The sequence below is a fragment of the Flavobacterium sp. genome, assembly GCF_965277525.1.
In the GTDB taxonomy this organism is placed as follows: domain Bacteria; phylum Bacteroidota; class Bacteroidia; order Flavobacteriales; family Flavobacteriaceae; genus Flavobacterium.
On sequence record NZ_CBDIDC010000006.1, the window covers coordinates 187,654 to 201,641 of the forward strand.

A 13,988-nucleotide genomic window follows, 5' to 3' on the forward strand; every position below is an offset into this window, starting at 1 on the left:
TTTCATTCATAAAAATAAAACCATACTATTTAAATAAGTTAAATTTTACTTTTAAAAAAAATTCAAAAAAAAAGGATAAACTAAAAATTAGCTTATCCTTGATTTTTATAGAATCATTACTTTCATAATTATTCAGAAGCTTCAGTAGTCGTTTCTGACTCAGCAGCTGGAGCTTCAGTAGTTTCCTCAGCTTTTTTTGCTTTACCACCACGACGGCTTTTTGCTTTTTTAACTTCTTTTTTACCTCCATTGTAAAGTTCATTAAAATCTACAAGTTCGATCATTGCCATATCAGCATTATCTCCCAAACGATTTCCAACTTTAATGATACGAGTGTATCCACCTGGACGGTCTCCAACTTTAGCAGCTACGTCTCTGAACAAATCAGTTACCGCATATTTACTACGTAAGTAAGCAAAAACAATACGACGATTGTGAGTCGTATCTTCTTTTGATTTTGTGATTAAAGGCTCAACGAATTGTTTAAGCGCTTTAGCTTTAGCAACAGTAGTGTTAATACGTTTGTGCTCAATAAGAGAACAAGCCATATTAGCTAACATAGCTTTTCTATGTCCAGTCTGTCTGCTTAAGTGATTGAATTTTTTTCCGTGTCTCATTGCTATTTTAAATTTAATCCGCCAAGGCGGATTGAATTATTCTTTATCTAATTTGTATTTAGCTAAGTCCATTCCGAAAGTTAAATTTTTAACCGCTACAAGTTCATCTAGCTCAGTTAAAGATTTTTTACCAAAATTACGGAATTTCATTAGGTCATTTTTATTGAACGATACTAAATCACCAAGTGTATCAACTTCAGCCGCTTTCAAGCAATTTAATGCTCTCACAGATAAATCCATATCAACAAGCTTAGTTTTAAGCAATTGTCTCATATGCAATGACTCTTCATCATACGATTCTGTTTGTGCAATTTCGTCAGCCTCGAGTGTAATTCTTTCGTCAGAAAATAACATGAAGTGGTGAATTAAAACTTTAGCAGCTTCAGTAAGAGCATCTTTTGGATTAATAGATCCATCAGTTTTGATTTCAAAAACTAATTTCTCGTAATCTGTTTTTTGCTCTACACGGAAGTTTTCAATTGCATATTTTACATTTTTTACCGGAGTAAAAATAGAGTCTGTAAAAATGGTACCAATTGCAGCGTTCTGTTTTTTGTTCTCCTCAGCAGGAACATATCCTCTACCTTTTTCGATTGTTAAATCGAAGTTCAATTTGATTTTAGAATCTAAATTACAGATAACAAGGTCTGGGTTCAGCACTTGGAAACCTGAAATAAATTTTTGAAAATCACCTGCTGTTAGTTGATCTTTACCAGAAACAGAAATTGTAACTGCTTCATTATCGATATCTTCAATCTGACGTTTGAAACGCACTTGTTTTAGATTAAGGATAATTTCGGTAACATCTTCAACAACACCTGAAATAGTAGAAAACTCATGATCTACACCTTCGATACGAACAGATGTAATTGCATAACCTTCTAATGCTGAAAGCAAAACTCTTCTAAGTGCATTACCAACTGTCAATCCATAACCAGGTTCTAAAGGTCTAAATTCGAATTTACCTTCAAAATCGGTTGAATCGATCATGATAACTTTATCGGGCTTTTGAAAATTAAATATTGCCATAAATTTCGACTAAGTCAATTATTATTTGTTGTACAACTCTACGATTAATTGTTCTTTAATGTTTTCTGGAATTTGAAGTCTTGCAGGTACAGAAACGAAAGTTCCTTCTTTAAGATCATTGTTCCAGGTAATCCATTCATAAACATGACTTGAATTTGATAAAGAACGTTCGATAGCTTCTAAAGATTTAGATTTTTCACGAACTGCAACTTTATCACCAGGCTTAAGGTGGTAAGAAGCGATATTTACAACTTCACCATTAACAGTAACGTGTCTGTGAGAAACTAATTGTCTCGCACCTCTTCTAGAAGGAGCAATACCCATTCTAAAAACAACGTTATCTAATCTTGCTTCACATAATTGTAAAAGAACTTCACCAGTAACACCTTTAGTAGCTGATGCTTTTTTGAATAAATTTCTGAATTGTTTTTCTAAAATTCCATAAGAATATTTAGCTTTTTGCTTTTCCATTAACTGAACAGCGTACTCAGATTTTTTACCTCTTTTTTTAGCCATCCCGTGTTGTCCAGGTGGGTAATTTCTTTTTTCGAAAGATTTATCATCTCCGAAGATTGCCTCGCCAAATTTACGAGCAATTCTAGTTTTTGGACCAGTATATCTTGCCATTTCTAAAAAATTAAATTTAAGGTAGAGATTATGAATTCAGGTCAAATCCTTCGATAATCTATATTCTACCTTGTTTATACTATAAATAAATAAAATTAAACTCTACGTCTTTTTGGAGGACGACATCCGTTGTGAGGCATTGGAGTAACATCGATAATCTCAGTAACTTCAATTCCACCGTTATGAATAGAACGGATAGCAGACTCACGTCCGTTTCCTGGTCCTTTTACATAAACTTTCACTTTTTTAAGTCCAGCCTCAAGAGCTACTTTACTACAATCTTCTGCTGCCATTTGGGCTGCGTATGGAGTGTTCTTTTTAGAACCTCTAAAACCCATTTTACCAGCTGAAGACCAAGAAATAACCTCACCTTTTTTGTTAGTCAAAGAAATGATGATGTTATTGAAGGTAGCAGAAATATGAGCTTCTCCCGTTGATTCAACGATAACTTTACGTTTTTTTGCAGTTGCTTTAGCCATATTACTTATTATTTAGTTGCTTTTTTCTTGTTAGCAACAGTTTTTCTTTTACCTTTTCTTGTTCTAGAGTTGTTTTTAGTTCTTTGCCCTCTTAATGGAAGACCAGATCTATGACGGATACCTCTGTAACAACCAATATCCATTAAACGTTTGATGTTCAAAGAAACTTCAGAACGTAATTCTCCTTCAATTTTGTAAAATGAAACTGCATCACGAATCGCTCCGATCTCATCATCATTCCAATCTTGAACTTTTTTATCTTGGCTAACTTGAGCTTTTTCTAAAATCTCAATAGCTCTACTTCTTCCTAATCCAAAGATATAGGTAAGTGCTATAACACCTCTTTTATTTTTTGGGATATCTACCCCTGCTATTCTTGCCATAATTATCCTTGTCTTTGTTTAAATCTAGGATTCTTTTTGTTTATTACGTACAATCTCCCTTTTCTACGCACAATGATGCACTCGGGACTTCTCTTTTTTACTGATGCTCTAACTTTCATAGTGAATATCCTTTAATATCGATAAGTAATTCTTGCTTTTGACAAATCATAAGGACTCATTTCTAGTTTCACTTTATCACCAGGTAATAACTTGATGTAATGCATACGCATTTTTCCAGAAATATGAGCAATTACGATATGTCCATTTTCTAACTCCACACGGAACATCGCATTTGATAATGCTTCGATGATTGATCCGTCTTGTTCTATTGCTGATTGTTTTGCCATATAAAAATTAAGCTACTGCTTTTCTATTTTTACCAGTCTTCATTAAACCATCATAATGTTTGTTTAACAAGTATGAGTTGATTTGCTGAATAGTATCTATCGCAACTCCAACCATAATTATTAACGAGGTACCTCCAAAAAACATTGCCCAAGATTGTTGTACATCCATAATACTTACAACAATAGCTGGGAACACAGCAATCAAAGCAAGGAATAAAGATCCTGGGAAAGTTATTAAAGACATCACTTTATCAAGAAATTCTGAAGTTTCTGCTCCCGGACGAACGCCAGGAATAAAACCACCACTTCTTTTCAAATCATCGGCCATTTTGTTAGTAGGAACTGTAATCGCAGTATAGAAAAATGTAAATACAATAATTAAAGTTGCAAATACAAAATTATACCAAAATCCGAACATATTACTAAACGCGCCAACAATAGATTGTGATGTGTCTGATTTAGACAATCCAGCTACAGCTGCAGGTATAAACATAATTGCCTGAGCAAAAATGATAGGCATAACCCCGGAAGCATTAAGCTTAAGAGGAATCCATTGTCTATTACCACCTGCCAAATCTTGTTCGTAATCCCCGCTTGTTGTACGACGAGCGTACTGAACAGGAATTCTACGTACTGCCATTGTAAGCAATACACAAGAAATGATTACTAATAACCAAACAATAATTTCAATAACTAACAACATTGGACCACCATTGTTATTGGTAACTCTGGTTGTAAACTCTTGAATAAAAGCTTGCGGTAAACGCGCCAAAATACCAACCATAATCAATAATGAAATTCCATTTCCAATACCTTTATCTGTAATTTTTTCCCCAAGCCACATAGCAAAAATAGTACCAGTAACTAAGATAATAACAGACGAAAACAAAAATTCAGGTGAATTAAAGCCTAGTAAGAATGCACTTCCAGGTAACGTTCTGTATAAATTGTAGATATAAGTTGGACCTTGAACCAGTGTAATAGCTATAGTCAACCAACGAGTGATTTGATTAATCTTTTTTCTACCACTCTCTCCATCGTTTTGAAGTTTTTGTAAATAAGGAATAGCAATTCCCATTAACTGAACAACAATAGATGCAGAAATATAAGGCATAATACCTAAAGCAAAAACTGAAGCTTTAGAGAAAGCACCCCCTGTAAACATGTCTAGGATAGATCCTAAAACCATTTTTAGTTTGTCCCGCTAAACCTGTCAATTGAGTTGCGTCAATTCCAGGTAGCGTTACGTGTGCACCAAAAACGATATACTAAAAGCAATCCTAATGTAATTAAGATTCTGTTTTTTCAGTTCTTCGATTTTCCAAACATTACTTATTGATTCAATAAATTTCTTCATCTTAGTAGATAAGTTATATAGTTACAGCTTCTCCTCCAGCAGCTTCAATAGCAGCTTTTGCAGTAGCAGTAAATTTGTGGGCAGTTACTTTTAATTTTGCTTTCAATTCTCCTCTACCTAAAATCTTAACGATTTCATTTTTGGTAGCAAGACGATTTGCTACGAAATCTGTCATTGAAACAGAATCAGTAATCACACCATTGTCTACTAATAATTGAAGCGTATCTAAATTAACACCTTCGTATTCTTTACGATTGATGTTTGTGAAACCAAACTTAGGCACACGTCTTTGAAGTGGCATTTGCCCTCCCTCAAAACCAATCTTTTTAGAATAACCAGAACGAGATTTTGCTCCTTTGTGACCTCTTGCAGAAGTACCACCTTTTCCAGAACCTTCTCCTCTACCTAATCTTTTATTTTGATTGTGTGTTGACCCTTCAGCTGGTTGTAAGTTACTTAAATTCATAACAGTATTTGTTATTTAGCTTCTTCGACAGAAACTAAGTGTTTAACTTTGTTTATCATCCCAAGGATAGCAGGATTTGAATCATGCTCTACAACTTGTCCCATTTTACGTAGACCTAAAGCTTCTAAACCTCTCTTTTGAGAAAGAGGACAGTTGATTTTGCTTCTTACTTGTTTTACTAATAATTTAGCCATAATTTCCTTGAATTAACCTTTAAAAACTTTTTCTAAAGAAACACCTCTTTGTTTTGCAACAGTGTGAGCGCTTCTCATTTGTAATAAAGCATCAAAAGTTGCTTTTACCACGTTATGAGGATTTGATGATCCTTGAGATTTAGATAATACATCGTGAATACCTACTGATTCAAGAACTGAACGAACAGCTCCACCAGCAATAACTCCTGTACCATGAGAAGCAGGAATTAAGAATACACGTGCACCACCAAATTTACCTTTTTGTTCGTGAGGAACAGATTGTCCGTTCAAAGGAATTTTTACTAAATTTTTCTTAGCATCTTCTACTGCTTTCGCAATTGCTTCAGAAACGTCTTTAGATTTTCCTAATCCATGACCAACTACTCCATTTTCATCACCTACAACTACAATAGCAGAAAAACCGAAAGCTCTACCACCTTTTGTAACTTTAGTAACACGATTAACACTTACCAGACGATCTTTAAGTTCAAGACCACTTGGTTTTACCAATTCTACATTTTTGTATTTAGACATAATATATTAGAATTTAAGTCCAGCCGCTCTTGCGCCTTCTGCTAATGATTTAATACGACCGTGATACAAATATCCACCTCTGTCAAAAGTGATGGTATCGATCCCGGCTTTTAACGCTTTCTCTGCAACTAATTTTCCAACAGCAGCAGCTACTTCAACGTTAGTACCTTTTCCTATTTCTTTTTCTCTTGAAGATGCAGCTAATAAAGTAACTCCATTCACGTCATCAATAAGTTGAGCGTAAATTTCTTTGTTACTTCTAAATACAGATAGTCTTGGGTTAGCAGCAGTACCACTAATCGATTTTCTAATTCTGAATCTAATTCTCTGTCTTCTATCAGATTTTGTTAATGACATAATCTTATTTTTTAAGCTGATTTACCTGCTTTTCTTCTTAATACTTCACCCACAAATTTAACACCTTTTCCTTTGTACGGCTCAGGCTTACGGAAACCTCTGATTTTCGCAGCAACCTGTCCTAAAAGTTGTTTATCAAATGATGTTAATTTTACGATAGGGTTTTTACCTTTTTCAGATATTGTTTCTAAAGCTACTTCTGGAGCAATTTCTAAAACAATATTGTGAGAATATCCAAGAGCTAAATCTAATTTTTGACCTTGGTTTGAAGCTCTATAACCAACTCCAACTAATTCAAGTTCTTTTGTAAAACCTTCAGACACACCAATTATCATATTATTGATTAATGATCTGTATAATCCGTGTTTTGCTCTTTGGTCTTTATGATCAGACGATCTTTCTAATAGAACCTGATCGCCTTCAACTTTTACAGTAATGTCCGAAAACTCCTGAGTTAGTTGACCTTTTTTTCCTTTTACCGTAACGATACCATCTTTAACTTCTACAGTTACTCCGGCAACGATTACAATTGGGCTTTTACCTATTCTTGACATCTTATTTAGTCTTTAAAATTAGTATACGTAACAAATTACTTCACCACCTACATTTAATTGTTTCGCTTGTTTTCCAGTCATAAGACCTTTTGAAGTTGAAACAATAGCAATTCCTAATCCGTTAAGGATTCTTGGTAATTTGGCAGCACCTGCATATTTACGTAAACCAGGTTTACTAATTCTTTGGATATCTTTAATTACAGGCTCTTTAGTATCTTTATCATACTTCAAAGCAATTTTGATTGAACCCTGTACAGAGTTGTCTTCAAATTTGTAACTCAAGATATAACCTTGATCAAATAAGATCTTAGTTATTTCTTTTTTTAGATTAGATGCCGGAATTTCAACAACTTTGTGGTTTGCAGCCACAGCGTTACGAACTCTAGTCAAATAATCTGCAATAGGATCTGTATACATATGTATTTGATTGCGACTATGGTTTTCGGGAGGCACTCGCCTCCCGAACCTTTAATCAATTAAAATTATTTTTTGGTTTGCAAAAGTAGTAACTTATTGCGAGATTACCAAGATGCTTTTTTAACTCCAGGAATTAACCCATTATTAGCCATCTCACGGAAAGTTACACGTGAAATACCAAATTGACGGATATAACCTCTTGGTCTACCTGTTAATTTACAACGATTGTGCAAACGAACTGGTGAAGCATTTTTAGGTAATTTTTGTAAACCTTCAAAATCTCCGGCTTCTTTCAAAGCTTTTCTTTTTTCAGCATACTTAGCTACCGTTTTCTCTCTTTTCACCTCACGGGCTTTCATTGATTCTTTAGCCATGTCTTAATTCTTTTTAAAAGGTAATCCTAATTCAGCCAATAATGACTTTGCTTCCTTGTCTGTTTGAGCAGTAGTAACAAATGTAATATCCATTCCTGAAATTTTGTTTACTTTGTCAATATCAATTTCAGGAAAAATGATTTGCTCTAAAACTCCAAGATTGTAATTACCTCTTCCGTCGAAACCAGTAGCTTTGATACCACTAAAATCTCTAACGCGTGGTAAAGCAGAAGTAATAAGTCTATCTAAAAACTCATACATTCTTTCACCACGTAAAGTAACTTTTGCTCCAATAGGCATCCCTTTTCTCAATTTGAATGACGCAACGTCTTTCTTTGAAATTGTAGATACTGCTTTTTGTCCAGTGATCTTTGTTAACTCATCAACTGCATAGTCAATAAGTTTTTTATCAGATACAGCTGCACCAACTCCACGGCTCAAAACGATTTTTTCAAGTTTTGGAACTTGCATTACGTTTGTATATCCGAATTCCTCTTTAAGAGCAGAGATCACTCTACTCTTATATTCTTCTTTTAGTCTAGGTGTATATGCCATTACTATAGTACTTGATTAGATTTTTTTGAAAATCTTACTTTCTTATCTCCTTCTACTCTAATACCAACTCTAGTTGTTTCCTTAGTTTTAGGATCAATTAGTGAAATGTTAGATATTTGTATAGAAGCTTCTTTCTTAACGATACCACCTTGAGGGTTTTTTGCACTTGGTTTTGTATGTTTCGAAACCATGTTTACACCTTCAACTATCGCTTTATTTTTCTCACGGTAAACGCGTAATACTTTACCTTCAGCACCTTTATGGTCTCCAGCAATAACTCTTACGATGTCTCCTGATTTTATTTTTAGCTTTATCATCATAAAACGAATTAAAGCACTTCTGGTGCTAATGATACAATTTTCATGAATTGTTTTTCACGAAGTTCTCTTGCTACCGGACCAAAAACACGAGTTCCTCTCATTTCCCCTGCAGCGTTCAAAAGAACACATGCATTATCATCGAAACGGATATAAGAACCATCAGCTCTTCTCACTTCTTTTTTGGTACGTACAACAACTGCAGTTGAAACAGCTCCTTTTTTAACGTTACCGTTAGGAGTTGCATCTTTAATAGATACTACAATCTTGTCACCAACAGAGGCATACCTTCTTTTGGTACCTCCTAAAACACGGATAGTTAAAACTTCTTTTGCTCCCGTGTTATCTGCTACTTTTAGTCTTGATTCCTGTTGTACCATAATTATTTAGCTCTTTCTAAGATTTCAACTAATCTCCAACACTTTGTTTTACTTAAAGGACGCGTTTCGCTAATTCTTACAGTATCTCCAATGTTACAGTCGTTTGTTTCGTCGTGTGCAACATATTTCTTAGTTTTCAACACGAACTTACCGTATAATGGGTGTTTTACTTTTCTTACTTCAGCAATAACAATAGATTTATCCATTTTATTTGAAGTAACAACACCTATTCTTTCTTTTCTTAAATTTCTTTTTTCTTCCATCTTTCAGCAGAATACAATTATTGTAACTCTCTTTTAGTTAGCTCTGTAGCCAATCTTGCAACTGTTCTTCTTACACTTCTAATTTGAAGTGGGTTCTCAATTGGAGAAATAGCGTGGGCCATTTTTAGGTCAGCATATATCTTCTTAGTTTGACTAAGTTTTTCTTGCAACTCCGCTGCAGAAAGATCTTTTATTTCTGATTGTTTCATAATATAATATAAATTATGCTTCGAAATCTCTAGCAACGACGAATTTAGTTTTTACTGGAAGCTTTTGAGCTGCAAGACGTAACGCCTCTTTTGCAACTGATAAAGGAACTCCTCCAACTTCAAACATAATTCTTCCGGGTTTAACAACGGCAGCCCAATATTCAACGGCACCTTTACCTTTACCCATACGTACCTCAAGAGGCTTCTTAGTAATTGGTTTGTCTGGAAATATTTTGATCCATAATTGTCCCTCTCTCTTCATGAAACGAGTTGCAGCAATACGTGCAGCTTCGATTTGACGAGACGTTAAGAACATTCCATCTTCATGTACAGATTTAATACCAAACATTCCATTAGAAAGTTCATGCCCTCTTTGAGAGTTACCTTTCATTTTACCCTTTTGTACCTTACGGTATTTTGTTCTTTTAGGCTGTAACATTTTTCTTTAGTTTAAAAATTTACTTTCTTTTACGAGCGTCTGGTTTTCCACCTTTATTAAAGTTAGATTTACCTCTAGGGGCATCTCCACCTTTACCACCACCAGTTCCAGATTGTTTTTTATCCATTCCTGCAAGCGGAGAAAGATCTCTCTTTCCATAAACTTCACCTTTCATGATCCATACTTTGATACCCATTCTACCATAAGTAGTGTGAGCTTCAGCCAAAGCATAATCAATATCAGCTCTGAAAGTTGATAGAGGAATTCTACCTTCTTTGAAACCTTCTGAACGTGCCATCTCAGCACCATTCAAACGACCAGAAATCAAAACTTTGATACCTTCAGCGTTCATACGCATAGAAGCAGCAATAGCCATTTTGATTGCACGTCTGTAAGAAATACGGCTTTCGATTTGACGAGCGATGCTTGTCGCCACAAGATAAGCATCTAATTCAGGTCTTTTGATTTCAAAGATGTTGATTTGAACCTCTTTGTCAGTAACTTTCTTAAGTTCTTCTTTTAACTTGTCTACCTCTTGTCCACCTTTTCCGATAATGATACCAGGTCTGGCAGTAGTGATAGTAACGGTTACAAGTTTCAAAGTTCTCTCGATGATTACTTTAGATACACTAGCTTTTGATAAACGAGCGTGGATATACTTTCTGATTTTGTGATCTTCGGCAAGTTTATCACCGTAATCATTTCCACCATACCAGTTTGAGTCCCACCCTCTGATGATACCAAGTCTATTTCCAATTGGATTTGTCTTTTGTCCCATGCTGCTTAAGAATTGCTTTGTGTGTTATTGATAGCTCCAAGCACGATTGTAACGTGATTAGAACGTTTTCTTATTCTGTGTGCACGACCTTGTGGAGCTGGACGAAGTCTTTTCAACATCATTCCACCATCTACTCTGATCTCCTTAACAAATAATCCAGCTTCTTCTAAATTACCTTCACTATTTTTTTGCTCCCAGTTATTGATTGCAGATAATAATAGTTTCTCTAATTTTCTTGAAGCTTCTTTAGAACTAAATCTTAAGATGTTAAGTGCTCTTTCTACCTTCTGACCTCTTACCAAGTCCGCTACTAAGCGCATTTTTCTAGGTGAAGTAGGGCAGTTATTCAATTTTGCGAAAGCAATAGACTTATTAGCCTCTTTTCTCGCATCTGCTGTTTCTCTTTTACGAACTCCCATTGCTTCTTATTTTTTACCTTTATTTTTTGCTCCAGCATGACCTCTAAAAGATCTAGTTGGTGAAAATTCTCCTAATTTGTGACCTACCATGTTTTCTGTTACGTAAACTGGTACAAATTGACGACCGTTATGAACTGCGATAGTTTGTCCAACGAAATCTGGAGTAATCATAGAAGCTCTAGACCAAGTCTTTACTACACTATTTTTACCACTTTCTACGTTTTCCTGAACTTTCTTGTCTAACTTATAATGAACGAAAGGTCCTTTTTTTAATGAACGTGCCATATCTTATTATTTCTTTCTACGTTCTACGATATACTTGTTACTCGGGTTTTTCTTAGAACGAGTTCTATAACCTTTTGCTGGTATTCCATTTCTTGAACGTGGATGTCCACCAGAAGAACGTCCTTCTCCACCACCCATTGGGTGATCAACAGGGTTCATTGCAACAGGTCTTGTTCTAGGTCTTCTTCCTAACCATCTTGTTCTACCAGCTTTTCCTGATACAACTAATTGGTGGTCTGAATTAGAAACAGCTCCAATTGTAGCCGAACAAGTTAACAAGATTAATCTTGTTTCACCAGATGGCATTTTAATTGTAGCATATTTTCCATCTCTTGCCATTAATTGAGCAAATGTACCAGCTGAACGAGCGATTACCGCTCCTTGACCTGGACGTAACTCAATACAAGAGATTACAGTTCCTAAAGGAATTCTGCTTAAAGGCAATGTATTACCAATTTCAGGTTGAGATTCAGGACCAGAAACTAATTTCTGACCAACTTTCAATCCGTTTTGAGCAATAACGTATGTTTTCTCTCCATCAGCATAAGCTAATAAAGCGATAAATGCAGTACGATTTGGATCATATTCAATTGATTTCACTGTAGCCGGAATTCCTTCTTTTGTACGTTTGAAATCAATGATACGATATCTCTGCTTGTGACCACCACCCGTATAACGCATGGTCATCTTTCCTTGACTATTTCTACCTCCAGAGTTTTTTATCGGCGCTATCAAAGAGCGTTCCGGCTTATCAGTTGTAATGGCGTCATAACCATTCACAACTCTAAATCGCTGACCTGGGGTAATAGGTTTTAATTTTCTTACTGACATTTTTCTATCTTAGATATTGTTGTAAAAATCAATTGTTTCTCCTTCTTGTACTTGAACAATCGCTTTCTTAATTGCATTTGTCTTTCCACTGATCAAACCACTTTTAGTGTATTTTGTAGTTCTGTCCGGTCTTACGTTCATCGTGTTAACTGAAACAATAGTCACTCCATAAGCGGCTTCAATAGCTTTCTTAATTTGAACTTTGTTTGCTTTTTTGTCAACAACAAATCCGAAGCGGTTTAAAACTTCACTTTCTTTGGTTACTTTTTCTGTTACTATAGGTCTAATTATGATACTCATATTCCTATTATTTGCTTAAATTTTCTTCGATTAACTCCAAAGAACCTTCTAAAAGCACTAAATTATTAGTGTTTAAAATAGCGTAAGTGCTTAATTCTGAGCTAGTTACGACATTAGAAGCCTTTAAATTGCGTGAGGACAAATATACATTTTTATTCGACTCTCCCAACACAAATAGAGATTTTTTATTTTCTAACCCTAAAGCTTTCAAAACGTTAATGAAATTTTTAGTGTTTGGCGCTTCAAAATTAAAGTCTTCAAGAACGATAATATTCGCCTCTTTTGCTTTGATTGAGAAAGCTGATTTTCTTGCCAATCTTTTCAAGCTTTTATTCAATTTGAATGAATAACTTCTTGGTCTTGGTCCGAAAATTGTTCCACCACCTTTAAACAATGGATTTTTGATACTTCCCGCACGAGCAGTACCTGTTCCTTTTTGTTTTTTAATCTTACGTGTACTTCCTGTCACTTCAGCTCTTTCTTTAGCTTTGTGAGTTCCTTGTCTTTGATTAGCAAGATATTGCTTAACATCAAGGTATACAGCGTGATTGTTTGGTTCAATTGCGAATACTGAATCAGAAAGTTGAACTTTTCTTCCAGTATCTTTTCCGTTGAAATCTAATACTTTTACTTCCATTACTTCTGAATGATTACATAAGAGTTTTTATGTCCAGGAACACATCCTTTAATAACAAGCAGGTTCTTTTCAGCAACTACTTTTAAAACTCTAAGGTTTTGAACTTTTACATTGTCTCCTCCCATTCTTCCAGCCATACGCATTCCTTTGAATACTCTAGATGGATAAGAAGAAGCTCCTACAGAACCTGGCGCTCTTAAACGGTTGTGTTGACCGTGAGTTGCCTGTCCAACACCACCAAATCCGTGACGTTTAACAACCCCTTGAAAACCTTTACCTTTAGATACACCTTGTACATCTACAAATTCTCCTTCAGCAAAAATAGAAACATCAATAAGATCCCCTAATTTTTGTTCAGTTGCAAAATCTTGAAATTCAACGACTTTTTTCTTAGCAACAGTTCCAGCTTTTTTAAAGTGACCTAAAGCCGCTTTAGTGGAATGTTTCTCGTTTTTGTCATCGAAACCAAGTTGCAACGCTTCGTACCCGTCAACACCTTTGGTTCTGACTTGGGTAACAACACACGGCCCAGCCTCGATTACTGTACAAGGAATGTTTTTCCCGTTTTCGTCGAAAATACTAGTCATGCCGATTTTTTTACCAATTAACCCAGACATAAATATTAATTATTAATTACTAAAATTCCCTTCAATTTGAAAATAACAGAAATTTCCAAACAGGGAGTGCAAAAGTATACATTAAAATTGAATATACCAAACCGTTATAAAAATTAAATAGCTCATAATCAAAATCAAAGCACCAATCACACCATTACCAACATTACAATTCTTCAAAAAAATAACTTAAACCATTTTAACTTACAGCATCAACTAGCTTAAC

Annotated in this window: 27 protein-coding genes and 1 pseudogene; all 28 read right to left on the reverse strand. The window is 35.0% G+C overall.

The features are described from left to right. Positions 1-128: 128 nt before the first annotated feature. Positions 129-617 (reverse strand): 50S ribosomal protein L17, encoded by a 489-nt coding sequence (gene rplQ / locus ACQY44_RS16140; RefSeq protein WP_007803683.1) that lies wholly within the window; start codon positions 615-617, stop codon positions 129-131. Positions 618-653: 36 nt separating this feature from the next. Continuing rightward, a complete protein-coding gene (locus tag ACQY44_RS16145) occupies positions 654-1,646 on the reverse strand; it encodes a DNA-directed RNA polymerase subunit alpha (protein WP_026109818.1) in 993 nt (330 codons plus the stop codon). Between the two features lie 21 nt (positions 1,647-1,667). Continuing rightward, on the reverse strand, positions 1,668-2,273 hold the full coding sequence (rpsD, locus tag ACQY44_RS16150; RefSeq protein ID WP_026982953.1) for a 30S ribosomal protein S4: 606 nt from the start codon (positions 2,271-2,273) through the stop codon (positions 1,668-1,670). 95 nt (positions 2,274-2,368) lie between these two features. Further along, the gene (gene rpsK, locus ACQY44_RS16155) at positions 2,369-2,752 is read right to left on the reverse strand and encodes a 30S ribosomal protein S11 (RefSeq protein WP_007803677.1); all 384 of its coding nucleotides are present in this window, start codon (positions 2,750-2,752) and stop codon (positions 2,369-2,371) included. 8 nt (positions 2,753-2,760) lie between these two features. Further along, entirely contained in the window at positions 2,761-3,135 is a 375-nt protein-coding gene (gene rpsM, locus ACQY44_RS16160; protein ID WP_007803675.1) for a 30S ribosomal protein S13, read from the reverse strand. A gap of 2 nt (positions 3,136-3,137) precedes the next feature. Continuing rightward, positions 3,138-3,254, reverse strand: coding sequence for a type B 50S ribosomal protein L36 (ykgO, locus tag ACQY44_RS16165; protein ID WP_072945378.1), 117 nt, complete (start codon positions 3,252-3,254; stop codon positions 3,138-3,140). 12 nt (positions 3,255-3,266) lie between these two features. Beyond that, positions 3,267-3,482 carry a translation initiation factor IF-1 gene (gene infA, locus ACQY44_RS16170; RefSeq protein ID WP_007136545.1) on the reverse strand — a complete coding sequence of 72 codons (216 nt, stop codon included), beginning with the start codon at positions 3,480-3,482 and terminating at the stop codon, positions 3,267-3,269. Between the two features lie 7 nt (positions 3,483-3,489). Continuing rightward, positions 3,490-4,839: pseudogene (gene secY / locus ACQY44_RS16175) on the reverse strand (preprotein translocase subunit SecY). Between the two features lie 13 nt (positions 4,840-4,852). Further along, positions 4,853-5,305, reverse strand: coding sequence for a 50S ribosomal protein L15 (gene rplO, locus ACQY44_RS16180; RefSeq protein ID WP_017495009.1), 453 nt, complete (start codon positions 5,303-5,305; stop codon positions 4,853-4,855). Positions 5,306-5,316: 11 nt separating this feature from the next. Beyond that, entirely contained in the window at positions 5,317-5,499 is a 183-nt protein-coding gene (gene rpmD, locus ACQY44_RS16185) for a 50S ribosomal protein L30 (protein ID WP_017495010.1), read from the reverse strand. 12 nt (positions 5,500-5,511) lie between these two features. Next, positions 5,512-6,036, reverse strand: a complete 525-nt coding sequence (rpsE, locus tag ACQY44_RS16190; protein ID WP_085950926.1) for a 30S ribosomal protein S5 — start codon at positions 6,034-6,036, stop codon at positions 5,512-5,514. A 3-nt stretch (positions 6,037-6,039) separates the two neighbouring features. Then, the gene (gene rplR / locus ACQY44_RS16195; protein ID WP_017495012.1) at positions 6,040-6,390 is read right to left on the reverse strand and encodes a 50S ribosomal protein L18; all 351 of its coding nucleotides are present in this window, start codon (positions 6,388-6,390) and stop codon (positions 6,040-6,042) included. An 11-nt stretch (positions 6,391-6,401) separates the two neighbouring features. After that, positions 6,402-6,944 carry a 50S ribosomal protein L6 gene (gene rplF, locus ACQY44_RS16200; RefSeq protein WP_428231360.1) on the reverse strand — a complete coding sequence of 181 codons (543 nt, stop codon included), beginning with the start codon at positions 6,942-6,944 and terminating at the stop codon, positions 6,402-6,404. 18 nt (positions 6,945-6,962) lie between these two features. Then, positions 6,963-7,361: a 30S ribosomal protein S8 gene (gene rpsH / locus ACQY44_RS16205; protein WP_017495014.1), complete on the reverse strand. Its 399-nt coding sequence runs from the start codon at positions 7,359-7,361 to the stop codon at positions 6,963-6,965. 104 nt (positions 7,362-7,465) lie between these two features. Continuing rightward, positions 7,466-7,735 (reverse strand): 30S ribosomal protein S14, encoded by a 270-nt coding sequence (gene rpsN, locus ACQY44_RS16210; RefSeq protein WP_007803655.1) that lies wholly within the window; start codon positions 7,733-7,735, stop codon positions 7,466-7,468. A gap of 3 nt (positions 7,736-7,738) precedes the next feature. Next, complete coding sequence (rplE, locus tag ACQY44_RS16215) at positions 7,739-8,290, reverse strand: 50S ribosomal protein L5 (protein WP_035619635.1); 552 nt, start codon at positions 8,288-8,290, stop codon at positions 7,739-7,741. A gap of 2 nt (positions 8,291-8,292) precedes the next feature. Continuing rightward, positions 8,293-8,607 carry a 50S ribosomal protein L24 gene (rplX, locus tag ACQY44_RS16220; RefSeq protein ID WP_007803650.1) on the reverse strand — a complete coding sequence of 105 codons (315 nt, stop codon included), beginning with the start codon at positions 8,605-8,607 and terminating at the stop codon, positions 8,293-8,295. 11 nt (positions 8,608-8,618) lie between these two features. Further along, positions 8,619-8,987 (reverse strand): 50S ribosomal protein L14, encoded by a 369-nt coding sequence (rplN, locus tag ACQY44_RS16225; protein WP_007803649.1) that lies wholly within the window; start codon positions 8,985-8,987, stop codon positions 8,619-8,621. Between the two features lie 2 nt (positions 8,988-8,989). Next, positions 8,990-9,250: a 30S ribosomal protein S17 gene (gene rpsQ / locus ACQY44_RS16230; protein WP_007803646.1), complete on the reverse strand. Its 261-nt coding sequence runs from the start codon at positions 9,248-9,250 to the stop codon at positions 8,990-8,992. A 17-nt stretch (positions 9,251-9,267) separates the two neighbouring features. Next, positions 9,268-9,459, reverse strand: a complete 192-nt coding sequence (gene rpmC / locus ACQY44_RS16235; RefSeq protein WP_007803639.1) for a 50S ribosomal protein L29 — start codon at positions 9,457-9,459, stop codon at positions 9,268-9,270. 13 nt (positions 9,460-9,472) lie between these two features. Next, entirely contained in the window at positions 9,473-9,898 is a 426-nt protein-coding gene (gene rplP, locus ACQY44_RS16240; protein ID WP_007803637.1) for a 50S ribosomal protein L16, read from the reverse strand. Positions 9,899-9,917: 19 nt separating this feature from the next. Next, positions 9,918-10,676: a 30S ribosomal protein S3 gene (gene rpsC, locus ACQY44_RS16245; RefSeq protein WP_012022487.1), complete on the reverse strand. Its 759-nt coding sequence runs from the start codon at positions 10,674-10,676 to the stop codon at positions 9,918-9,920. Between the two features lie 5 nt (positions 10,677-10,681). Further along, complete coding sequence (gene rplV, locus ACQY44_RS16250) at positions 10,682-11,095, reverse strand: 50S ribosomal protein L22 (RefSeq protein ID WP_007803631.1); 414 nt, start codon at positions 11,093-11,095, stop codon at positions 10,682-10,684. A gap of 6 nt (positions 11,096-11,101) precedes the next feature. Then, positions 11,102-11,380 (reverse strand): 30S ribosomal protein S19, encoded by a 279-nt coding sequence (gene rpsS / locus ACQY44_RS16255; protein WP_012022488.1) that lies wholly within the window; start codon positions 11,378-11,380, stop codon positions 11,102-11,104. 6 nt (positions 11,381-11,386) lie between these two features. Further along, positions 11,387-12,211, reverse strand: coding sequence for a 50S ribosomal protein L2 (rplB, locus tag ACQY44_RS16260; RefSeq protein WP_059114053.1), 825 nt, complete (start codon positions 12,209-12,211; stop codon positions 11,387-11,389). Between the two features lie 9 nt (positions 12,212-12,220). After that, positions 12,221-12,511, reverse strand: a complete 291-nt coding sequence (rplW, locus tag ACQY44_RS16265) for a 50S ribosomal protein L23 (RefSeq protein WP_007803621.1) — start codon at positions 12,509-12,511, stop codon at positions 12,221-12,223. A gap of 7 nt (positions 12,512-12,518) precedes the next feature. Then, complete coding sequence (rplD, locus tag ACQY44_RS16270) at positions 12,519-13,148, reverse strand: 50S ribosomal protein L4 (RefSeq protein ID WP_395357230.1); 630 nt, start codon at positions 13,146-13,148, stop codon at positions 12,519-12,521. Next, entirely contained in the window at positions 13,148-13,765 is a 618-nt protein-coding gene (rplC, locus tag ACQY44_RS16275) for a 50S ribosomal protein L3 (RefSeq protein ID WP_007803612.1), read from the reverse strand. The genes rplD and rplC overlap by 1 nt, the downstream gene beginning before the upstream one ends. Positions 13,766-13,988: the final 223 nt, after the last annotated feature.